We start from the raw sequence: 23231 nt of genomic DNA on the forward strand, positions 1-23231 counted from the left end.
ATCGCGCGCGTCAGCGTCGGCAACTGATCAGGGTCGGCCAAAAATTTGAAGGCGCGATCATGCTCGCGCGAATAGCCGCGGTCAGCGGCACAACCGAGCGGCGCAGCGCGGCGCAGGCTGGGGGAGTGGTGATCACCTGTGCGAGCACACCGGCGACACGCGGCAACAGCAGGGGTGATCGGCGCGCTGCCTGGCAGTTCCGTCAGGCAATGCTCTACACTCGGGGCAGGCATCAAGCCTCCCGAGTACGCAAAGGGGACATTCGACCTCATTTGAGTGCTCGTCGGTTGTGAAGCGCAGGGCCCCCTACTGTTGGACGCGGCGGGGGGCCTTTCGCTGTGTTCGGGTCAGGTGCCGGTGGGTGCCAGCGGCAACTCCGGTTGAATCGAAACCTCGATACTGGACTGCTGGGCTTGCGTACGCTCCTGTGCGAGGCCTCGGTGCAACAACTCGATCAGGCAGTCGGTGATCGAGGGGAACGGAAACACTGCCTCCGCGGCGGAGTTTTCGCCGGGGATCAGCGCCATGAAGCGGTCACCCAGTGGTAGCGGCAAATCCACGGGCCCCAAGTACTTTCGCTTCCCGGGGTAGATCACACCCAAGCGATTGGGGCCCTTCTCGAAGGAGTCCAGACCGTCCTCCAACAGCTTCACCACCCGCGCCTTAAGGGTGGGGAACTCCGGTGTTTTCACTGGCTGCTTCACCAAGTCCAACAGTGATGCAGGGACCTTGGCACCCACCGTGCGGTAATCGGGGCCGTCCGCGCGCTCCGGACGCCCACCTGGCGAACGTTTGGCTCTGTCGACCATGCCAGCGATCCTGCCTCGAGGTTTCATAAAACCCTCGGCGGCGCGCCGACATGGCCGCACGTGATCTGCGACCCTGCGGCAGCCATCCGCCGCCGAGATCTGCGTTGCTTGTCCAAGGCAAGCGCTTTCGATCGGATCTGTATGTGTTGGCACGACCACAGTCACCACACCTCCTCCTGCCTGTATATCGGCAATTGCCAATCTCTTTGGGGTCAAGGCCACCGAAATGACACACCCCGTGCAACAACTCGTCGGCACATCCCCGCTAGTGGGGCAGGGTGTGCCACAAATGTGTGGTCTCAGGCAGGCGATTTCGACTGCCGGGTGTGATTGCTACGGTCGATCCGCTGCTGCGCGTGCGCTATCCACGGCGAATCCTGCTTGAGGTTGTCGCCGTCGAGCTGATCGGCGTTCTGCAGCACAGCCCGCTCGGCCATCATCACTTTCATCATCGCGGGATCGTGGGCAAGGTTGGACCGGGCCATCGCACGATGGCGCCGGAACCTGCGCAGCGGCGCATGCTTGCTGATGGACAGCTTCGCCACCTCCCGGGCGTTGCGTTCCTGTGTGCGCTGCAGTGCGTCACGCTCGTCATCGGCCAACCCCAAACGCGACAGCAATCGCTCACGCAGTTCCCGGCCGATCCGCGCCCACGTGCCGGTACGGGTGGTGTGGGATCGAAGCTCCATGCCGAGCGCCAGATGCAGCATCACCAGCCCCAGCACCGGCCCCAGAGCCACACGTGAAATACCCCCGACGAGGCCCGCCAGGTCGATCGCGATGTAGGCCGACAGTCCGGCCAGCCCCCACGCGACGTATCGGGACGGGCCCGGCTGGTGGGGAGGCTTGCGGATGCTGTCGGCCATGCCGACGCCACAGACGACCTGCGCCACTTCCACGACCGCGAACATCACCAGCCGCTCCCGGAAGTCGGTGATGCCGAGCTTGTCCTCGAAGAAGCGCCAACTGGTGTCGAGCGAAACCGCCATCGACATCAACGCCACCACGTAGTACAGCCGCGCACTCTTGGGAGGCTTCACCCGACGCGCCATGCCGGGCAGCACCTCACCCCGAGCGTCGGCCCGGGGAACGCGCGGCGGACGCTGTGGGGCAGGGGCGAGGGGAGATGGTGGGGCGGGGGGCGCTGACACGGTGCTCCTGGGGCCAAGGTCGACGTCGGTCAAGTTCCCGAACACGTTCGACCCCGCTGCCGCGACGATGTAGCCGGGGTCGTCAGGGCTCCGCCCAGCGGTCGAGGGGGCAGCCCCAGCAGCGCCCTCCTCAGCCTCGGGCGCGGCGGGAGCGGGTGATGTCGGTGCCGGTTGGGTGGTGCTCGGTTGTTCTGCTGCCGGATCGGCGGCAGGTTGCGGCAGTGTCTTCGGTGGGTGCGGCAGTGTCTTCGGTGGGTGCGGCAGTGTCTTCGGTGGGTGCGTCAGCCACTCCGGTGGCTGGGGTGCCTGGCCGAGGATTTCCTGGTGGATGGTCTCGAGGGTGTCGCTGACCTTGTCGGCGCGGATGTTTCGCCCGGCCTGGCGCGCGGCGATCCATTCTTGCCAGCCCTTCACGAACGGCTGGACCTTCACCCTCGAGTGCTCCTCCTCGGGGAGCAGGACCTCGAGCCAGCCCGACACCACAACAGGCATTACGTCGTCCGGGCGGATCGGGGTCTCCCGGACCACGCTCGGCAGCGCACCCAGGGCAGCGCAGGTGAGGAAGACCTTCTCGGCGCGAGTGCGGCGAGGGGTTCGCAACTTGTCGCGGAGGCTGCCATCCGGATCGAGGATGTCGGCGAACGCGGTCGCGGGCAGCTCGAAGTCAGCGGCCGCAGAAGACGCGATGCCATCGGTGTGGCGGCCCCGAGTTGCTGGTGCGGCTGCGGCGAGGACCGCGGTTTCCTCGGCCGGGAGCGGCTCGGTGTTCGACGGCTCGGCAGCGCGCTGCGCCCGTTCTGCGCGGCGCTCGGCGTGGGTCTTTTCAAGCTGGCGGTCCAAGTCTCCGGCCGGCGATGCCACTGCGGACCCTCCGCCGACGGTGGTGGCGTGGGTGCTGTCTGCCTGCTCGCTGTGCTGCACGGCGTGCACCTCGTGGTGGTTGGTGAAGGTGGTGGTCATCGGTTCGGCTCGCTTCCGGGCAGCGCTCTTGCCAGCGGCAATGGCATCGATCGGTCCGACAGTGGCAGCGGGATGCGCCTGCGGCGGCGCCGCACGGCGACTGGAGATCCCATGTCGGCCGTGGAGATCACCCCCCAAACGCAATTCGCTAGCATGCGAGCATGATAGCATTCATGATCAGTGGGGCTGGAGTGAAAGCGCTCCGCACCACTTCCGGGCGCCGCTGATCGAAGGAACAGCAGGCCCGCGAATCCTGGGGCAGTGCCAAGCACTCCATGCACGGGATGCGAATCTCCTTCCCTGACTGACTGCGAACCCCGTTGCGGGCTGTCGTATGAACCGGTCATGGCGGTGGTGTCGAGCCCTCGACACCGATCGCGGCCAGCAGATAGGGGCGGGCGCGGCCGAGTTCGGCGTTCCAGGTCGGCCAGTTATGCGTGCCCGTCGGCGGAAAGCTGTAGATGGCGGGGATCCCGAGCTCGTCCAATCGATCCTTGAACCGGCGGGTTGCGACGGCGGTGATCGCTTCCAGTCCGATCCCGCCCAGGACGGTGCCGGCAGCGGAAAGGCTGTCGACCTGGTCGGCGGGCCCCGGCACCCCGGAGCCGGCCGCGATATAGAGGGTCGCACCGGTCAACAGCGGAGCTGCCGTATAGGGGTCGAGGTGGTCCCACTCGGGGCTGCCGGGCAGTGCGAGCTCATCGGGGTTGTGTCCGGCCTGCCAGGTGGCGGCGCGCACGGCAGCGCTCATGTCGGGGGTGTGCCAATCCAGGACACCGGAAAACGCGGCCGCCGCGACGAACTGGTCACGGTGATGCGCCGCCAGCGTCACCGCAGTGCTGGCGCTCATCGACAAACCGACCACAGCGTTGCCGGTAGCTGAAACCCCATAGTCAGCCAAAGTTTTCGGCAATTCGCGGGTCAGGAATGTTTCCCACCGATAGGTGACGGGCCGGCCCTGATCGAGGGTGGGCCCCACCCAGTCGGCATACCAACTGCCTGGCCCGCCAACGGGCATCACCAATGTGACATCGTCGTCGGCGAACATCGCAGGGGCGTCGGTCTGGGCGACCCAGCCGTTCACATCACTGCGGGCGCGCATCCCGTCGAGCACATACAGCGAGGCCGAACCGCAGTGCCGCGCCCATCGCACCTGCACCGGGATTGTGCCCATCACCGAAGACACGGTGATCGTCTGCGCGGTGCCCGCCCGCATCCGGCATCCCGGCGGCGGCGTTGCTTCCGCGCCCGGGTGCACCATGGCCGCGCCCACCGCCGCGGTGAGGGCGGCGGCGAGGAACCGGCGGCGCGCGCGGTGTCGCTGTGTTGGCGCGGTCGAGGCCGTGTGGTCATTGCTGATCGAAACGGGTTTGTGCTGCACGGACATGTGGTGGGCCTCCCAGGTTTTCGCCGATGGATCGCCACCGGTGAGGACCGTGCGGGCCGCGGCGTCCATCTGGTCGAAGCGCGTGATGGCCTCGTCCTCGACGCGACGGGTGCCGTTTGCTCCGGGGGCTGATCACCATTGAAATCACCAAAACCGCTGCGGCAGGGGGCTGCTCACACAGCTGGTGTGACCACTGCCGGTGTGGGGGTGAAGTTCGATCCACAGTTGACACGCGCCGCACCACGACACAACCCGGTCTTCACCCGTGCTCTACATCCCTGCGGCCGAACCAGGTTCGAGGGGGTCGTCGAGACCGACACCGGTTCCCGCCGGGATGTCCTCACGTGTCGCCGAAACCTGCCCAGAGTGCCCGCTGTGTGCGGGCGCACTGTGCGCTCTCGCGGCCGCGGACAGCGCGTCGAATAGATTGTCCTGCTGGGCATGCCGTGTCGGCACTCGCACGAGAACGTCGGCGGGTGTGTGCGCCTGGGTGGTGAGGTCGGGGTAGTCGGCGAGAACCTCTGGTGGGATCGGGTGGCCCTCGGCGAGGGCCGTGGCCACAGCATGTCGATGGGGCAGGCCATCTATGTGCACCACAGCTGGGTCGACCGTGTCTGGGCGATGGACCACCGGCGACACCCACAAGTGGATGGTGCCGGTGCCGGTGGCGTGCAGTGCGGCAGCGCGATGGTGCCCGTCGCAGACGCTGATGTGGCCGTGTGCTGTTTGCATGGCACGACCCGGTTGTGGGATGTGTCCCGCACGGATCCACCCGATGTATTTCTCCACGACCCGTCCGTGGCTGCGGCCTTCGGGGAAGGTCAGGATCGGGTCGTCGATGCGGTACTCGCGCAGCTGGTACAGCTCGTCGCCCAGGACCTCGTCGCGGTCGACACACCAGGTGCCGAGCAGCAATTGCGGCACCACCGGCGGCCGGGATTCGGCGGCCCGCACCCGCGACGAGTAGGCGAAAAGGTTCGCTTCGCTGAACTCGGCCGGTGCCGGGACGTCCTGGTCGAGGTTGCGGCGGGGGCGCGTGGCAGCCAGCGGGAGCATGTCGGTGACACGCTGCTGCCACGGTGGCAGCCGGTACCGCGGGTGCGACATCACAACCCTGTCGAGGTGCTGCATGCCTACAGCCCTATCTCGGCATCCGAGGAGTTGGTGACTGTTGTGCTGGTGTCCTGGTCGACAGCCGTCGTCAGGGCGGGGGCGTGATGGGTGGCTCGGATGCGTTGTTCGGTGGCCGCTGAGGGGGAGGACAGTGCGGTGCGGCGGCGGAGTTCGCGGGCGGCGGCGGTCAGGTCGTGGGCGGCGCGCGCGGCGCGCTGTTCTGCGCGTTTGCGGCGGGCTCGGTCGCGGTGGTCGGCCTGTTGTGCGGCGGCCAGTTCGGCAGCCAGTGTGGCGGGGTTGTCGGCGCGGGTAAGCAGCGTGGCCCATCGATGACGTGGCGCGCCCAGTGCGGCGGCCGCGGCGATGGCGGCCGTGGCGGTGCGGCGAGCACGCTCGTCGCCGCGCTGTTCCTCGGCAGCGGCCATCGCCTCCTGGGCGGTGTGGATGGCGTTGACCTGCCGGGTCAGGCGAGCATGGATGTCGCGCACCTGATCGGTTCTCGATGGTCCGGGCTCGGCCAATGCCGGGTCGGCGTGCCCGGCGGTGTGGCGCAGCGCCCGCATCAGCGTGGCGAGATCGGTGTCGCTGTGCAGTTGGATCGGATCGTCTCGCATCCGGGCAGCCAGCTCCCCCTCCGCGTTCTCTGTGCCTTCGCCGGGTGCTGGGTCAGCGGCGGGCAAATCCTCGGTGGCGCGGAGCTCCTCAGTCACTGAAGCCGCGACTGCGGCGGCGAGCAGGTCGACTTCGGTGAGGGCGGCATGCCATTCGAGTCCGGCGCTGGCGCACAGTTCGGTTGCAGCCAGCATGCGGGCGCGGTGCAGGTAGGGCGGCAGCCGCCGAAGCGTTGACCGGGCGGTGTTGAGTGCGTCTATTGCGAGTTCATCGGCCAGCAGCCGCAAGCGGTGCAGGTCGGACTCCTCGACGACGCCTTCGTCTCCGGCCGCCTCGTCGAGCAGTGTTCGGGCGGCGTCGGTTTCGGTTTGGAGCTGCTCGGCCCATGCGCGGGCGTCATCGGCGAGCAGGCGGGCCTGGGCGATGTCGGCGTCGACGCTGGTCACCGCGCGCGCGTTGACCGCGTCCCGGTACCGGTCGAGGAGATCTGTGAGCCGGGTGCCCATCCCCGGGTCGTGAATGCACGCCATCGTCTTGTCGTGCAGGAACGCCAGAAACGCTTCGTCGGCCTGTTCGGGTTGGGCGGCCAGCGCCTGCCGGTAGGTGTCCTCTGCGGCGGCGGCTTCGATCGCGGCGTCCTCGGAGCGCTGATGGGCGTCGCGGTAGGCCAGCAGCAGCGGGCGCAGCTCGTCGACGCGTTCGCGGCAGGCACGCACCTGCGCCGCGATCGCGAGGTGGTGTTCGCTGCGTTCCTCCTTGAGGGCTGCGTGCAGCTCGATGACGCGGTCCTGGGCGGCTGAGAGGTCGCTGGTGATGCGAACGACGCGTTCGATGGGATCCAGATCTGGGTAGAGCTGGTCGGTGCGTGCGTCGGCGACGCATATCCAGCCTTCGGTGTCCTCGCCCTCACCGCCGCGTGCCTCGTCCTCGGTGTCCGGGGCAACGGAGCGGTCGGGGACGACCTCGACTGGCTCGATAACCGAGCCGGACGGCTGAACAGGGTGCGCGGCAGCCGGCGTAGAACTCACCGTGTCTGTGATCTCCGCGGCGGTCGAGTCGCGGTTGATTTCTTCCACCCGCGCATCCAGGGCGCGACGTGCGGCGAGCGCGTCAGAACGTAGTTCCTCCGCGTGAGCGCGAGCCTCGGCCGCGGCATCGCGTGCGGCATCGCGGTCGATGCCCAACCGTGTTTGTTCGGTGTCGATGGCGGCGAGCTGGTACTGGTCGAGCAGCGTGCTGACCTGATCGCGCAACGGTGAATCCGGTGGCAGGGCAGCGAGTTTGGCTTTCATCTCGGCGACAAACGGGTCATCAACGACCCATGGGTCGGGTTCTTGAACGGCCAGCAGCTGATGGGCATTTTCGGCGGTGATCGCCTGTGCCTCAGCGGATTTCGATGCGTTTTCGGCGGCATACGCGGCCAGTGCGGTGGGCAGCAGCGCGTCCGCGCGGGCCCGGATCAATTGGGTCACCGCATCGTCGGTGATCGGGCCGAGGTGGGCGTCGGGGTCGCCGTCCTCGATCGCGTCGGCTACATCGACAATCTCGATGAGACGGCGCCGCGCCGCAGCGACAGCCGCGTTGACGAGGTCGATCGGTGCGGCGGTGTGGGTAGGCCGATGTCCTCGCCCGACCGCCGTGGGCAGCGCCGCATCGATGTCCGCGCGGGTGGGTTGGGATCGGTCGACCTGGGCGGCGGCTGCAGCGGGATCCAGCCCGGTCGCCGCGATCAGCTCCTCGATCGCGGCCCGCCGAGCGGTCATGAGATGGCTGCGCAGGCGGTGGCGGTGTTCGCGGACGGCGGCGAGGTCGGCGAGGGCCAGTTCGGTACCGAACTGGCGAAGGTTGTCGATATCGCGGGATTCGAGGGCCAGGTGCTGACCCGCGGCGGTGATGAGGGCGCGCTGCGCGTTCTCGGCGGCATCACGCAACTGGTTGGCCCATCGCCGCGCGGCGTCAGCGAGTAACTGCGCGGCGTCGATGTCGGCGGCGACCCGCGCGGCGGCGGTGTCAGCGGCAGCGGCCCGGTAGGCGCTCAGGCGAGCGTCCATCTGCGCGCGGACCTCTGGGTCGGCAACGGCTTCGACGATGCTAGTCATCGTTGTCAGCCACTGGTCGTCGGCAGGTTCGCGACGCTGTCGCAGCGCCTGGTGGTAGGTGTGCTGCGCGGCGCGGGCAGCGTCTTCCGCGGCATCCGCGTCTTCGGCGGTGTCACGAACCTCGTGCAGCAGTCCGGCGATCCGGTCAGCGCGGGTGCGGGCACCGGCCACGATCTCGGTCATCGCCAGCGCGTGCGGGCTGGTGTGGTCGAAGACCGTCGCGGTTAACAACGCGGCCAGTTCCTCGGCCGCCGCCAGCTCTGCGCGGATCCGCGCGAGCCGCTCGGCGCTCGGCAACTCCGGATAGGGCAGCCCATCGGGGACTCGGGTGGTGATCCAGTCATCGGTGTCGGAGTCGGGCAGCGCATCGCTGGGGTGTGAGTCGTCGTCGCTGTCGGTTGGATCGGTGGGAAAGGTGGTGGTGCGGGCCCGCCAGTCCGGGGCGTATTCGGGCAGATCGAGAATGCGTCGATACAGTTCGTCGGCCCAGTCCGCGACAGCGGTGTCCATGCCAGGGTGCTCAGGCGGGAGCGGGCGCAGACCCGCCGGCGACGGCAGATCACGCACCGCCCGAAAGCGGCTGCTGCGCTGCCCATCACCCGCAGCGGACCCGGACCCGGCCGCGGACCTGGTCGCCATGGCGGCTTCGGCAACCGTAGGGGTGTGCTCGGCGATCCAGCTGTCGGCTCTTGCGCACAAGACCGCGGCGGCGTCGTGCGCGCGCAGCAGAAACGTGGTGTCGCCGTCGGTGATGGCCTCGACCAGCACGGCCGAGTCGTGGCCCAGCCATGCAGTGAACGCGATCGTGTCCAGCAGTCGCATCCACCCGCGCCCGGCCTGCACCCGCGCCAACACTGCGTGCTCCACTGCGGTGTCGAGCAGGTAGCGGGCATGGTCGTGGGCCAACTGCCGGGCATAGCCGTCGTATTCGACGCGGAACCGAGCCATCTGGTCAATAGGCGATGTGCCCGCATCGACCTCCGTGCTGTCGAGGTCGACATCTGGTGTGGTGGTGATGGGGTCTTCGAACACAGACAGCGGATCGGAGCCGGTGAGGCGCGCGAACAGGCGCAGCGCGAACTCGGCGAGCTCGATATCGACTCCCGGGTGCCGCGAGGGCACCGGCGCAACATCGGTGAACTCGACGTCGCGCACTGCACGAAACCGGCCGAGTTCGGGGGCGCCCGCACCGTCGGGCCCGGCAGCGATGCCGAAATGGGCTGTGGTGGTGTTGTTTTCGAGGTGCGCGGCGATCGACCGGTCGGCGCGGACGCTGAGCACGGCTGCGGCGTCGCGAGCGGTGATCAGGGTTTCACCGGCGTCGCGGCCGCCGTTGGTGGTGATATCGGTGATCAGCGCGACCAAGTCCATGCCGATCTGGTCGGCGACGGTGAGGGTGTCGCACAGCGACTCGAACGCGCCGCCGGCACAGACCTGATGGAACAGCACCGCAGGTAACGCACGGTCGAGCAACCACAGAGCACGCCCGCGTCCGAGTAGTCGGCAGGCCTCGGCGTAGATCTCCCGCAGTCGCGAGGGGTCCTCGAGACGTGACAGCTCCGCGCGCATCACTTCGGTGGCGGAGATGTTGTCGTCGTCGCGGGCCAGGATCTGGTGGAACACCGCCCGGTCGCTGGCAGGTTCGTCGGGTGCGTGTTCCAGCGGTGGCGGATCAGGCAACCTGTCGGTGGCCACGTAGAGCCCGTTCCACAACCGGCCCCGCGACAGCCCGACATAAGCGAGGGCACGACCAAGGCTGGTACCCATCAGCAGGTGCGCGCGATCCACGGTGACGCCTTGGGCCCGGTGAACGGTGCACGCATAACCGAGCTGGACGTCTTCACGCACATACTGGGTCGGCAGGTGCACGCGGCCGCGGTGATCGGTGCTGACGGCGGTCAGTGATCCGTCGCGGTGCACAGTGAGCACCCGCCACCGGTCACCATTGGTGACCGGGCTACCGTCACGGCTGCCACCGAGGACCCGGATCCGACCGGTGTTGCGGCGGGTGACGATGACATCACCCACATACCCCAGATGCCCATCCGACAGCCTCGCGGCGGGGCCGCCGTGTGCGACAGTGCCACGTTGGGTGTGCACGGCTTGGGCGGCACCGTTGAGGTGGAAGACGTCGTCGATGGTGGCGGCCATCATCAGCGATGACAGCCCCGCATCCAGGTCCGCCAGATGCGCGGTCAGCATCTGCTCACGCAGCTCGACGGCCAGCCCGGATCGGACACGGTCGTTGTCGTGGTAGAACTCCCACGCCTGCGACGGGTCACCGTTGCGGACATGCAAACTCGCCGCCGCTTCGGCCGGATCAGCGAACCGCACCACGGTGTCGAGCTCGGGGGCCTGGGTGTCGGTGGCGACCAGGCGCAACGCCCCACCGGCTTCCACCGCTGACAGCTGCCACGGATCCCCAGCCCAGCGCACGACAGCGCCCGCGTCGTCGGCTAGCTGCTGGACCGCGACCAGGTCGGCGGTCGAGGCCATCCCCGCCTCGTCTATGAGGATCATCGTCCCGGCCGGTATCGGTGCGGCGGTGCCGAGACGATGCGCCCACAACAGCGACGCGATGGTGTTGGCGGGAATCCTGATGCCCCGAGCCAATTCCCGCGCACCGACCTTCTGCGGCGACAACGCGATCACCGCCCGCCCCGAGTCCGTCCACGCACGAACGACCGCCTCCAACGCGGTCGTCTTGCCCGCGCCCGCGGGCCCGATCGCCGCGGCCAGCCGGGTCCCAGAAGTGCACAGATGCTCGACGAACCGGTGCTGTCCAACCGTCAACCGCGCTCCACGGCCCTGCTCGGATGCCGCCTGCTCGACCGTGGCGATCGCGGCGGTCACATCCGCGCGCGGCAACACCGATGCGCTGGGTTGGTGCGCGGCGCTCTGCAGGTGCGCCTCCGCCGCCAGCACCGCCTCGCTGGTGTAGCGGATGGTGGTGGAGGCCGGACCGTTGAAGACGCTCTCACCGTTGCGGCGCTGCAACGACTTCGGAACAGGGTCGGGGTCCACGCTCAAGCACACGCTGTGCTGATCACGCACCAACGCCACGACCTGTTCGACCGCGGCCCGTTGTGCGGCGTCGCCGTCGAACACGCAGATCGCGACCCGCTCTTCGACCGCGGCGCGGATGTGGGTCTCGGTCCAGGTCGATCGCCGCGCCGCCACCACCTGGGCCACCTCCGACGCGATCGCGTCGGGCTCGAACCGGGTGCGGGCCAACGCAACACAGCCGCGGCGAACCTCTTCGACAACCGTGGCCGGATGTTTCAGATCCAGCAACGCGAGCACATCGGCGCGTGCTCGCGCTCGCGTAGGCGCAGTGTCGAACGCGTACCGCGACAGCTCGGCGTCCACCGCCGCGCTCAGCGCGGCCCGATCACCGGCGAGCACCGCGCCGACACCGACACGCACACCAGCGGCGACAGCGGCGGCCCGCGCACGGAACAGATGCCCGGCTATCGGGCCGGTGGAGGAGTCCAACAAGTCCGCGATGAACTCGCGGCCGCTGCGGTGATCACCGGTAGAGGCCAGCCACGCGCTGGCCAGTTCATCCCATTCGGACAGCATCTCGGCCAGCGTGCGCGGCCCCGGCTTCCCGCCGCGTGTCGCCAACGCCGCCTGCCCGGTCAGCTGGATCTGCACGGCCTTGGACGGCGAGCGACCGTGGCGACGCCGGTAGTCGAGCACCAACTTCTCCGCGTGTGCCGCGATGGCGTCGCGACGGGAGAACAGCGCAATCAGCTCCTGCGGCACACCGGCGACCTCGAGCACCGGTTTCTTGCCCCGCCCCCGGGAACGCTCCTCGAACCGCACACCCAACCGGCGAGACAGCTTCCCGACCAGGATCGCGTTGTACCGGCACGACAGCGACACAGCGGCTTGATGCAGCGCACGGGCGTCCAGGCAACTCCAGCGGCCGTCGGCCCCGCGAACCCGCGTCGAAATCACCGCGTGCGTGTGCAAATGCGGGTCAGCCGCCCGGTTGTCCCAATGATCGAACAGCGCAACCGTCCACCCGTCGGTGTCGATCTGGCGGACTCCGCCGCGCCCCCGCCTGGCCACCGCGTACAACGGCTCGGCGAAGCTCAAAGTCTCACGCACCGCGTCCACATGGCATTGCCACACCAGGTTGCGCACGCGGGGACTGCCGAGCCCGAACAACGCCTTCGACACCGATCCCGGAGCCGCGAACACACAGTCGAACGCCGACACAGGTTTACGCATCCGGCGCCTCTCATCACCGAGCGCTTTTTGCACCTCCCGCGGTGAGGGATCACCCCCGCCAGCTGTCCGCAGGTGATCACGGGCTGCTTGCCGCCGCATCGCCGCCCACTCGTGGCGAGTCGGGGCTCGCCCTTCCGCGGCCCGAAACGCCGACAAGCGGTGCTGGTGCAGTTCGCTGATCGCGGTCTTGCCGCGGCCCAAGGCATAGAACGGTGACCCCAACCGGGTCGCGGCGATCGCGTCCGGGATCGCTGTGCCGGCCCGTGTGGCGGCCTCGATCATGGCCTCGGCATCGGGATGCACGCCCGCGCCGAACAGCGCCTGCATCTGCGCTGTGGTGACCGAACCGGCCACCCCCATCACTTCGGCGCCGCGCCCGAACCACGCTCCCGGTGGCGTTCCGGAGGCTCGGTAGAACTCCGAAAGGTCCTGGCGCGCCGCCTGGCGGCCGTCACCGGCGGCGACGGTCCGCGTCAAATACGTATAGCCGTCGCCGCCATGGATCACACGCAGCGTCATCACAGCCCCGACGGTAGGGAGGAATCAGCCGCGTACCCTTGGCATCTCGGACACCTTGTGTGACAAGACTTTCCCGGCAACCACACGCCCCGACAGAACCCGCAGCCAAGCCGGGGACGGCTGCGAGGTCACCCTTCACGACCAGGATTCGCTCGCTGTGATGCGGCGGTGGCACAATCGCGATGAGGGGCTGGACACAGCAGGGGGCATTTCCCGACCGGTCGGCCCCGTGCGATCTGCGGAAGACCGCGCCCTACCCCCTCCAGGCCGTGGTCTCCGCAGATTGCGACACCAAAAGGGGACAGCGGCGAGTGACAGCGTCAAGTACGTCGCGCATCGATCCCCGGCGCAAAAGTGGCGGTGATCTGTCTGCTTTTGTCACACGCCCGTCGGCGGGATGCCGACCCGCACGAATTTCATTAATGCGGACGACGGCATCTAAGGCGAAGATCCGCTCTCCGGAGTGTCTCGACTCTGACGCATGAGAAGCGAATCACGGTGGCCGGGAACAGGATCCGGCTGACTGCGACAACGGTGAGATCCGTGTCATCCTGCCGAGTTTCGGTGGCAAACCCTGCGTCGATGCAGGCCGGCACGGTAATGTCGATTCGCTATTATCGGTGAATCGACATTATGCTGTTGCAGCTTATTCGCCCTGCTGATAGCGTCGATTTCGCGTCACGCAATGCATGGAAGGACCTGCTATTTATCGGGAAATTAGGTGCGTGTGGCGCGGCAATGACAAAAAGGGGGCCTCAGATCGCTTCTCCGGTCAAGAGTTCGGCGACGTGAGGCCCCAGGACCCGCGAGCAGAGGACCATATGGCATCCGAAACGGGTCGCGCCGAGGATAGCGCGCTGCCCACCGTTCCCGCCCGTTCGACGAATCTCAAGACCCGCCAGCCCACCGGTTCGTGCCCGCCGCTGGTCTTGTTCGACGCCGACCCCGGCAGTTGGCCCACGATGATCGAGATGTTCGTCGCTTTCATCGCCGAGATGGGAGGCGGGCACATGTGCTGGCTCGATATCGGAGATGAACGCGACGGCGACGAATACCTCATCCACGTCGACGAGCCCTCCTGTGTGCTGCTCGAGCACGACGGCAGCTGGGATGACATCGTCGATCGGATCAGGCAGGTACGCGAGTTGGCGCTGGTCGAGGCGGCCGCTGGGACGCCAACGGTGCTGGTGATCAATTCGATCAGCAGGCTCAACGTCATCACCCGAGCGGGCACTGTGGCCCAAGCGTTGAGCAGCGACGCGGCGACCGAGAAGATCGCAGCTGACCCCAACGCCGACATACAACCACAGCGTGGACACTATCGGTCCGGCGATGCACGCTGGGAACTGCTGATGACCATGCTCATGGAGTTCCCTGGCATCGTCCTTGCCACCTCTCGCTCGCACCCGGTCGGTGGTGAAGAACCCGCAACCGTCGCAGCCATGTTCAAACGACCCGATCTGCCGAAAGACTTCCTGTACCAGGTCACCGCCTGCGTACACATGCGCACCGGATCCGGGCCGGTCCTCGCTGTCGCCAAGAACCGCCACATCCGTGGCGGTGCGTTGCACGAATACTCCACTGACCTCACGATCGCTGAACTGATCTATGAGCATCTGCGTTTCGATCCCGCTTCAACCGCGCCGCGTCAGCTGCATCCCTCGGTCGAAGAGATGGCAGCCCGGCTGTTCGTCGCGCCGAACCTCGAACAACTCGAAGCCCTCCTGGACGAGTACCAGACCCGGCTCGGCAGCCGAGATAACCCGATGCTGCTGTCGGCATACCAAAAGCGCGGACAAATCCTGCGCTTGAAGCAGATGGCCCAAGAACTGCTCGCAGCCCAATCCATCGCGGATTTGGACAAGCGATACGACCAGGTCGAAAAACAGGTCGGCCGCGAACAGCGGATCGTCAACGACGCCTACACCACCCGCCGCCGCGCGCTGCTGCAACAGCTGGCGAATTGGGTGTTCGACGCTCCGGACCTCTCCGACTTGCGGAATCGCTATGAACACGCCGCAAACCGGGTCGGATCCAAGCAGCCGATGATCCTGCGCGCCTACAACGAAAGGACAGAGCAGCTGCAATCGCAGATCGAGTCCAACCAGGCGCCCGCCAGTGGCGAGTCCGATACTGAGGGCACGACGGATTCCATCCAAAAAGGCCTCACCGGCGCTGCCACACACTGACTCCCGGCCCAGCCGTTGCCCGCGCCGCCTGAAGGCTTTCACGGCGCGGTCAGCGCGCCACTACGGCAAACAAACACGCGCCACGACGACTACCTGTCAATGACGAAACTACCGTAGACACACGAGCAGGCCTGGATGTGGCTCCAAAAGCCAACTCGCCCAAACGAATTAGCCGAAGATCCAATCCGGGGAGTCAGCGAGCCCGGTATTGCAGGCACAGTCAGTGACCGGGCGAGATGACATTGCGTGTCGCGAAGCAGAAGAGCGATGTTTGTCTAGGAAGTCCCGAAGCCCGGCGAACCTGGTTTTCGGTGTCGGCGAACCCGCTGGCGGGAGAGTGGACAGGCCAAGAGCGCCGGTCCTCGCCCGCCCGACGGCGGTGCATGATCTAGGCAACCGAGGCCACCAAGCCCTCAGCCTCGACAACGCCCATGGCAGCTACTGGCTCAGGATCCGCGGCGGGAGTCGCACTGCCGGCGGGAGTGTGGGCAGAGTCAGGGTTGTTCAAAATAGAAGCTGCGGCAAGTCCTTCGTCGACGCCGCTCTCGTCGACCGCTGAGCTGACCACGCTGGCAGCGTCTTCATCGTGGCGACGTTCCCACCGCCGGAATTGCTCGTCATCCACCAGCATCAACTGCTGAGGATCGTATCCGACCCCGAGCTGACCAGGGCGGGTGTCCCGGATGAACCCAGTGGTGATGACCTGAGCGCGATCGCCGAGCTCGCCAGGCACTTGGTCGACCAGGGCGCTGAGGTCTCGATGGATGCTGCTGAGGTCGCAGTTGCTCGACACCAACTCGGGCAGAGTACCCATCCACTCGATCAGCCTCGCCTCCCGAGGATCGACATCGGCGTTCATGGCTGCCGAGGTGTTTGCGCGGCCTTCGCGCTCTCGCCCGCCGGTGATGTCGGGCTGCTCGTGTTCAGGCTGCTGCTCTCGTAATGAATGCTGTTTACGTGGAGCAGCTGCCACGTTCTCAGTGGACTGTGTTGAAGGTCTCGCCGAGGCTCGGGGGGACCCGAATGCGGCGCTACGTATTTGGCCCCAGCGGGCGGTCATCCGTTCGCGTAGTTGGTCGATCTCAAAGCCGAGCACATCCATCGCGAGCCGGCGGTCCGGGAGAAACACGGGGAAATCGCTGCTGGGGTGCAACAACATCCACCGAGCTCGCGAACGTTCGCTGTCGGTAAGGCCGTTCGCTGCGTCGATCTGCGCCGCGATCGCCTCCTGTTCTTCGACCAGGAATCCAGGAAGCGGGCCCGGCTGGGGCTTGTGCAACGGCTGCGAAGCGTGGTCGCCGTCGGGAGCTTGTGCACCTGGTCCGTCGAGAGCTTGTGCAGCATCGACGGATGCGTTGAGGTGCTGCTCGTCGCGCTCGTCGATTTGCTGCTGGCGCACCCTGTCTTTGAACTGACGAATCAACGATTCGATGTGGACACGCAACGCGGCCCGCTCGACCGACAGACTCCACTGGTAGAGCTGCCACTCCCGGCTGATGTCCTTGCGAACCTGTTTCCACTCCTGCCTGATCTGTTTGCCCATGTGGCGAGGCGGTGGTGCGGCGCCCGGGTGGGCAGCCAGGTACCGGTCCATGATCGCCTTTTGGCGTGCCCTGACCGCCTGTTCGTCCGGCAGCTGGGATTTCCAGCGGGGTATCCGAGCAGGTGACGGCGAGACGGCAGCGCCTGAGCGATCTGGAGGGGTGTGGAGTGCGGTGTCTGGCATTGTGGGCTCCTTCAGGGGTTTTCGCGAGAGCGTTGGTGAGGTTGGAAGAGGTCTCAGTGGGCAGCTACTGTGCTGAGCCCGCGTCGATGGCGAGCTGCGGTGCGGCGACTGCTTCGGGAGTGATCACCGCGAGGCCTGCCGTCGGAGTGGCATTTGCTGTCGTGGTGAGGTGACGCGGGCGGGCCACCGCTGCGAATACCACGTTCTCGACATCCTGCGTTGACGCGTTCTCGGCGCTGTGTTCCGGTGGCTGGTGCAGGAAAGGGCGGGCGGCGGCCCACATGTCGAATCGGAACTTATGGATCACCAGTGCTCGAGGGTCGGCGCTGAACCGGTCGCCCTGTTCGGCGTCCTCGACCATTGCTGCGATGACTTTCAGAGCGCGGGCGGTTTCGGCGGGATCCAGGACTCGCTCATCGAGACTGGCGCTGACCTGGTGTGCGGTTGCCGAGCGGCCGGTAGTGCGGACTTCGTCGAACACCTGCTTGGGCAAGTCGTCGAGGTTGTGCAGCAGCTCGTTTCGGCGGCGGGGGGATTCGTGGGTAGCGGGATCCATCCGGGCCCGTGACTGTGGAAGCGGCTGGTCGGTGTCCTGTGGCATGGCTGTGTTTCCTTCCCGGGCAATCAGGGGTTGGCGGCGGGCCCGATGTCATCTACCTCGGCACCGGGCACCGACACGTCGACCTCGGCAATGGGTGCGGGCCAGGCCCCTGGTGGCGCCAACGGGTGGCCGCTGAGGGCCGCCGCTGCCAGGTCGTCGAGATCCGATGAGGCTGCCGAGGAGAAGAGGTCGAGTAGCCGTTCGGGGCCGTTCGCGGCGAGGAATACCTCGGCGGCGCCTTCGGCGAGCGCGTCGATCCACCGGGGGTCACCACTGTGGTAGGCGGCGGCGATTTCCTCGATCGGCGGGCGCGGGAACGGGGGAGTCACGGTATAGATCCGGCGGCCCAGCGCGGTCTCGTAGTGGTGGTTGCGCACAAGATCGCGGGTGTTGGCCGGGTCGGTGATGCAGGCGACCACTCGACCCCGGCACCGGTCGGCGAAGCCTGGATCGATTTCTGGGCGGGCGATCGTGGTGACGGTGAATTTTCTGTCGTTCAACCCGGCGGCTTTCAGGGCGGCCTGCAGCGCCTGGGTCCGCTCTGAGCTGCTGATGGGGTTGCGTTCCGGAGATCCCGCGATCTGCTCGTCGCGGAAGAAGTCGAGTTGATCGTCGGATGGTCGCACGGTGGCCTCGACACCGATGGCCGGGTCGATCACCGCGATTTCGACATCGGTGAATTCGATGCCCAACTGGGCGAAACCGGCGATGTCAGCGGCGGTGACGACTGGGAAGCGGTCGACCACGACGACGCGCTCGTATTGGTCGACGGCATCGGCGCCGAGCAGGTCGGTAAGGTCCGGCAGGACCACCGCTGGACTCAGCACCTCGTGTGCGGCGTCGCGAGCCAGAATAAGAGCGGGCACCCATTCGGGTCGTTGTTCAGCCATATCGAGGTAGAGCCGCAGTACGGCGGCGCTGTCGACGTCGTTCATCCGCAGTACGCGGGTGAGCGAAAGTACGTCGCGTGTGGACAGTCGTGGATCCAGCCTGGTGCTGGCGTTGTCGAGGGTGTCGGCGTAGAGGAAGTCGTCCCATTCGCCAGAGGGGAGGCGGACTTTGGAGGCGACCGCGTGGGGCAGGTGATCGAACTGCTGCAAGCTTGCGGGGTTGCGCAGCAGCGAGGATGGCTCGATCGGGACGGCTTGACGGCGATGGACGCCGATCATCGCGATATGAGGGTTGGCGTCGAGCCAGTCTGCCACCGTCAGCAGGTGCTCCTCGCTGAGGTTGTGCATCGCCCACTGTGGCCGCATCGTGCCGTGGGGGCCAAGGTATTTGCAGTCGAGCAGATGGGTCCCCCACCAGCCCAGCCAGCTCTCGCAGGTGTGGACACCCATCGCAACGGCTTCGATCCGATACGGCGCGCCGGGCTCGACGATCGGGTCGATCAGCGGGGCCACGATGTTGTCGAGTTCGGCTTTGGTCGCGATTTCAGCGACGATGATCATGTTCACGCGCTGCTGTGCTGCTGCGGTGATGAGCATGCTCAGCCAGCGTTGCTCGTCGACGAACACCCTCGCCTGGGCCTCCGCGTGGCCGTATCTTTCGCTCAGGGAAAGGTATTCGGGGTGGTAGTGACGTAGCTCGGCGGTGTCGATGATCACGGGCCGCTCGTCAAATTCGTCGGCTATGAGTGCCGCCGCAGCGAGTTGTCCGGCGCCGTGTTGTCCGACGATCAGCTGCGCGACAGGCGTGCCGCGAGCGGGGTCGACTCCGCCCAGCTTCGCGCGCGCGATCTGCGCGGTGAAGACCTGCTCGGCGCGGGCATGGCTCAACACGTACCGTGCGCGAATTTGCCGAGGGCTGGTCATCGTTGCGCTAAGCCCGGGAGGAAAGCGGCGTCGACGGTGAGGATCCGGTCGACGGCTTTGTCGTCGCGTGGGCTGAGCGTGTGCAACTGCCGCGCCCAATCGTCGCCACGTGTGGCCCAGTCGCCGCGTGCGGCCAAGTCGGGGTCGGTGACCGCGCGTGAGCCGGCATAACCGATCAACGCGGTCAGCACATGGCGAGCCGCCTCGAACCGCATCCGGGTTTGCAGGCTAATCGGGTGCTGGTTGTGTTTCATCGTCCCTCCGAGTCAGAACCCGCGGTGTCGGCGATTGCGATCGATCGGCTGCCGCGAGGAAGCGCGATTCCTTGTGCTTCGCAATCGGTTTCGCCTGGCGTGGCCATCGCCGAATAGATCAGCCCACCCGGCGCGGTCCGGTGTCCTGTGCGGCGAAGTCACCGGTGGTGGGCTGATCTCGATCGCCGCTTCCAGCATCATGAACCAGCTGCTGACCAGCAATGGCTTGATCTCACACCGGCTGTGCGAGTTCGACATTCGGCCCAACGGGTGGCTCATGAGCAGGGGCAGGCAGGCGATCGAGCGCATATGTCCGGGCAAGAGGGGGCAGCTGTCGCCGATCAGAGCTGCGGACTGGCACAAGGGGTCTTCGATCTGAACTAGGAGGGGGTGAGGGTGAACAGTTCCCAGCTGCTGCGGGGTCCGGCTCGGTAGGAGTTGGTGAGGTAGGGCACCCATTGGTTGTGGGTTTGGTCGAGGATGGTCATGTCGTTGTTGTGGATGTCGTCGTTGGTCACGTCGGTCAACCACATGTCGTGGAATTCCGCGGAGCGGCGGAAGGAGCCGACCAGCGTGTCGAGATCGTCGGTGGGCACGACCGCGGGGGAGAGCACCTGCAGCGCGTTGACCATGACGTGGGTATGCCGGGCCCAATCGCGCACGATGGTGCGTGACAGCGGCGACAGCAGCATCCACTCGATGAAGTTGGCCGGGCGTGCGGCTGCGGGCGATGCTGGGGCGAATCCGCGGAACGCGCGGCGGAATGCGGTGTTGGCGGCGATCACGTCGTAGGTGGGCAATCGCCGGTAGCAGGCTGGGAACGGCAGCAGCTCGAGTTGGCGCAGTTCAGCGGTGCTCGGCGCGACTTGCCGGACACTGCCGGCCAGCTCCTGCTGCAGTTCGAACAAGGCGGGCTGCGACAAGCTCAACACCTTTTCGCGATACCAGTCGTTGGCATCCAACGCGTCGAACCAGTACTTGATTTTATCCAACATCGGTAGCCGCTCTCCGGCCTCCCATTTCTCCAACGTCGACGCCGTTATCAACGCTTTGGGTGCGAGCCGATCTCGGGAGATGCTTGCGCGTTCCCGGCATTGCCGCAGTGTTCTGCCGAGAACCCGCAATCCCTCTGGCGTGATGAGCAGTGAGCTGCTTTTTACCCCCGGCACGGCTGTTCCCTTTCCTGGCTACATATCCCGGATACTCCGTGCCGTGTTCGATCCCCTGCCGTGGACCATCCTCGCGCACCGCCTATATGAGCACCGGGCTTCCGTCCGAACCTCTCCTCTATCCGTCTGCTAGATGAGTATGTCGGTACCCTAAACCGGCGACCGGGAACGAGAACATCAACAAATTGTTGATATGCCTGGAAATGGCCGCAATTCGTTCTCCTGTAGGACAATATGTGTCATCTGGTCGTCACGAAATCGACTGTGGTGCACAGGTTGTGCAAGTTCGCAGGGTTCCGATATGCAGGCCTGATCGGTAGAATTCACGCCGTCGGCCGCTCGATCCCCCCGAGTCGTGCCGCCCGGTGGCCCGGCGTGAACCTGCTGTTCCCGCAAATTGGCGTCGGGCCACTATCCCCTCAAAAGCTATGGCCGTGACAGGTAGGTATGTCACGGCCATAGCTGTATCTGCACTGAGTTCGTCGTCGAATTTTGATTATCGTGGTTGGCTGCGCTCGATCATGTTGCACAGATTGTGTACACACCAGCTGTGTGGGTTCCGTTGACCGCTGCCCGCTGTGGCCGTGAGACTGCTTGCGATATCTCCGAGAGCCCACACGGAGCGAGCCCCAGTCGACTTTGGTTCGGGTTTCTCGGAGATATCTGGAGAATTCGCGGGAAACCAGAGCGGGCAGACGAAACAAAAAAGGGGGAGATATGAGTTTCCGACACGATGTTCAGCGGCCGCTGTTATCAGAGCGTTTCGCTGCATTTGTCGTGTCGGCTGTGATCTCGCCCCGCTGCTGCATCTGCCGGCGATCACATCTCCACCCACCTTCGCTGCCTCCAAGCCCCCGGCGCCGTGCCGCGGTCATGGCGGCGGATCCCACTCGGTGCTCGACCCTCGCGCGCCGCACACGAAAGGAACACCTACATCCATGGCTGGAGTTCTCAACCTCCTCAGTTTCGGCTCGTCGATGCTCGCCAACGGCACAAACATCGTGGCCAACGTCCTCGCCATCCTGCACAACCTCGGCTTGTAGATCCGACCCACCTCCCCCGTGGGAACCGGTCCGGGTGCGGCGTGGCACCCGGACCGGCCCCCAGGACCCGGCCCACCGTCCGCGCGATCACCGTCGGCTCCCTGGTGTGTGCGGACCTCACCGTCACCTGTTGAGGACACACCCTGTGCGAACCCAACGATTTCTGCGCGGCGCTCTCACGTTCGCCTGCGCGGGCATCCTCACCGTCGGCATCAGCGGGGGCGCGGCCGCTGCGTCACCTTTGACACCTGCCTCGCTGGCCGACGACTTCTACTCCACACCAGCGGATTTGGAGTCCACCGCACCCGGTGACGTTCTGCGGTCGAGGCCGATGCCACCGATCTTCGCGGTCGTGGCCAGTGTCACCCAACTGCAGTTCCACTCCACCGATTCCCTCGCCCGCCCGATCGCGGCGGTCGCGACCGTGCTGACCCCACCCAACCACCGCCCCGACAGCCCGATATTCGTGTGGGATCACGCGACCAATTCCCTGGGCCCGCGCTGCGCGCCGTCGCAGGCGATGTGGTCGACCGATCCAGATGTCGTGATGCGCGAAACTCCCGCACTGGACCCGATCCTGGCGTTGGGCTGGACGGTGGTCATCCCTGACCATCTCGGCCCGGACTCCGCTTACGGCGCTGCCCGCATGGGTGGGCAGATCACCCTCGACGCGGCCCGCGCCGCCGTCCGGTTCGAGCCGCTGCACCTGAACAACAGCCCGATCGCGTTGGCCGGATACTCCGGCGGCGGAATGTCAGCCGCCTTCGCCGCGGCGATGGCGCCCACCTACGCGCCGGAGCTGCGTATCGTCGGCTCTGCGCTCGGCGGCGTACCCGTCTCCATCGAGACGATGGCCAATGCCTTGTGGCACAACAGGCATCCGGCATTCGGTATCGCCGCCGCCGTCGCGGTCGGATTGTCCCGCGAATACCCCGACGATCTGCCGATCATCGACTACGCCAACCCCGTGGGCCGCCAATTCATGACGGCACTCAACGACGCCTGCGTCAACCAGATCCTCAGCCAAGGGTTCGGGCATTCGGTCGACGATTTCGGCAGCGACTTCACCTTGTTCTTCGCACCGCGTACCCGGGCGATCATGCGCGACAACAGCATTGAGAACTACGAAGGTGTCCCGGGGTCCCCGGTCTTCGAATGGCATTCCCCGACCGACGTCCTGCTGCCCCTGCCCGAACTCGACGCCACCATGGCGCGCTGGCGCGCCGAAGGCACCCCGGTCACCCAACTGCAGGTTCCAGCGCCCGATCACCTCAGCGCCGCGCTCATCGGGCTCCCCGCCGCCGTGCAGTGGCTGGCCGGTCGCTTCGCCCAAGCCCAGTAGGACAGGACGGATCCACATGGGACAACCACTCACCACACGCCCCGCCACCCGCGTTGGAGGTGAGGCCATGGCAGTGATCCGACCTATCACCGCGACGAACCCCATGAGTCGACAGCGGATAGCTGCGATCGTCACCGCTTGTCGCGCAACGCTTTTCGGCGTCGCATTCACTACCGCAACGGTCCTCACCCCAGCGGTCGACGC

Annotated in this window: 12 protein-coding genes; 2 read left to right on the forward strand and 10 right to left on the reverse strand. The window is 66.4% G+C overall.

From position 1 onward, the window contains the following. Positions 1-347 precede the first annotated feature (347 nt). The 5 genes from ACQP2U_RS43105 to mobF all read right to left on the reverse strand — a co-directional run bounded on the left by ACQP2U_RS43105 (position 348) and on the right by mobF (position 12889). Positions 348-809, reverse strand: a complete 462-nt coding sequence (locus tag ACQP2U_RS43105; RefSeq protein WP_433717260.1) for a hypothetical protein — start codon at positions 807-809, stop codon at positions 348-350. A 299-nt stretch (positions 810-1108) separates the two neighbouring features. Next, the gene (locus tag ACQP2U_RS43110) at positions 1109-2920 is read right to left on the reverse strand and encodes a hypothetical protein (protein WP_433717262.1); all 1812 of its coding nucleotides are present in this window, start codon (positions 2918-2920) and stop codon (positions 1109-1111) included. Positions 2921-3263: 343 nt separating this feature from the next. Next, a complete protein-coding gene (locus tag ACQP2U_RS43115) occupies positions 3264-4376 on the reverse strand; it encodes an alpha/beta hydrolase (RefSeq protein WP_433717264.1) in 1113 nt (370 codons plus the stop codon). A 201-nt stretch (positions 4377-4577) separates the two neighbouring features. Beyond that, positions 4578-5414, reverse strand: coding sequence for a hypothetical protein (locus ACQP2U_RS43120; RefSeq protein WP_433717266.1), 837 nt, complete (start codon positions 5412-5414; stop codon positions 4578-4580). A gap of 26 nt (positions 5415-5440) precedes the next feature. Continuing rightward, positions 5441-12889, reverse strand: a complete 7449-nt coding sequence (gene mobF, locus ACQP2U_RS43125) for a MobF family relaxase (RefSeq protein WP_433717268.1) — start codon at positions 12887-12889, stop codon at positions 5441-5443. 821 nt (positions 12890-13710) lie between these two features. Between mobF and ACQP2U_RS43130 the strand changes: the two genes are divergently transcribed. Beyond that, a complete protein-coding gene (locus ACQP2U_RS43130) occupies positions 13711-15078 on the forward strand; it encodes a hypothetical protein (protein ID WP_433717270.1) in 1368 nt (455 codons plus the stop codon). 388 nt (positions 15079-15466) lie between these two features. Here the strand turns inward: ACQP2U_RS43130 and ACQP2U_RS43135 are convergent, their stop codons facing one another. From ACQP2U_RS43135 to ACQP2U_RS43155, 5 genes are all read right to left on the reverse strand, one after another. Then, positions 15467-16621 (reverse strand): hypothetical protein, encoded by a 1155-nt coding sequence (locus ACQP2U_RS43135; protein WP_433717272.1) that lies wholly within the window; start codon positions 16619-16621, stop codon positions 15467-15469. Positions 16622-16868: 247 nt separating this feature from the next. Further along, entirely contained in the window at positions 16869-17405 is a 537-nt protein-coding gene (locus ACQP2U_RS43140) for a hypothetical protein (RefSeq protein ID WP_433717274.1), read from the reverse strand. 23 nt (positions 17406-17428) lie between these two features. Next, positions 17429-19219 (reverse strand): zeta toxin family protein, encoded by a 1791-nt coding sequence (locus ACQP2U_RS43145; protein ID WP_433717276.1) that lies wholly within the window; start codon positions 19217-19219, stop codon positions 17429-17431. Next, positions 19216-19473 carry a hypothetical protein gene (locus ACQP2U_RS43150; RefSeq protein ID WP_433717278.1) on the reverse strand — a complete coding sequence of 86 codons (258 nt, stop codon included), beginning with the start codon at positions 19471-19473 and terminating at the stop codon, positions 19216-19218. Before ACQP2U_RS43150 ends, ACQP2U_RS43145 begins: the two co-directional genes overlap by 4 nt. A gap of 380 nt (positions 19474-19853) precedes the next feature. Beyond that, positions 19854-20642, reverse strand: coding sequence for a helix-turn-helix domain-containing protein (locus ACQP2U_RS43155; protein WP_433717280.1), 789 nt, complete (start codon positions 20640-20642; stop codon positions 19854-19856). A gap of 1188 nt (positions 20643-21830) precedes the next feature. Between ACQP2U_RS43155 and ACQP2U_RS43160 the strand changes: the two genes are divergently transcribed. Beyond that, positions 21831-23027: a lipase family protein gene (locus ACQP2U_RS43160; RefSeq protein WP_433717282.1), complete on the forward strand. Its 1197-nt coding sequence runs from the start codon at positions 21831-21833 to the stop codon at positions 23025-23027. Positions 23028-23231: the final 204 nt, after the last annotated feature.

This window comes from Nocardia sp. CA-084685 (genome assembly GCF_050955785.1).
Taxonomy (GTDB): Bacteria; Actinomycetota; Actinomycetes; order Mycobacteriales; family Mycobacteriaceae; genus Nocardia.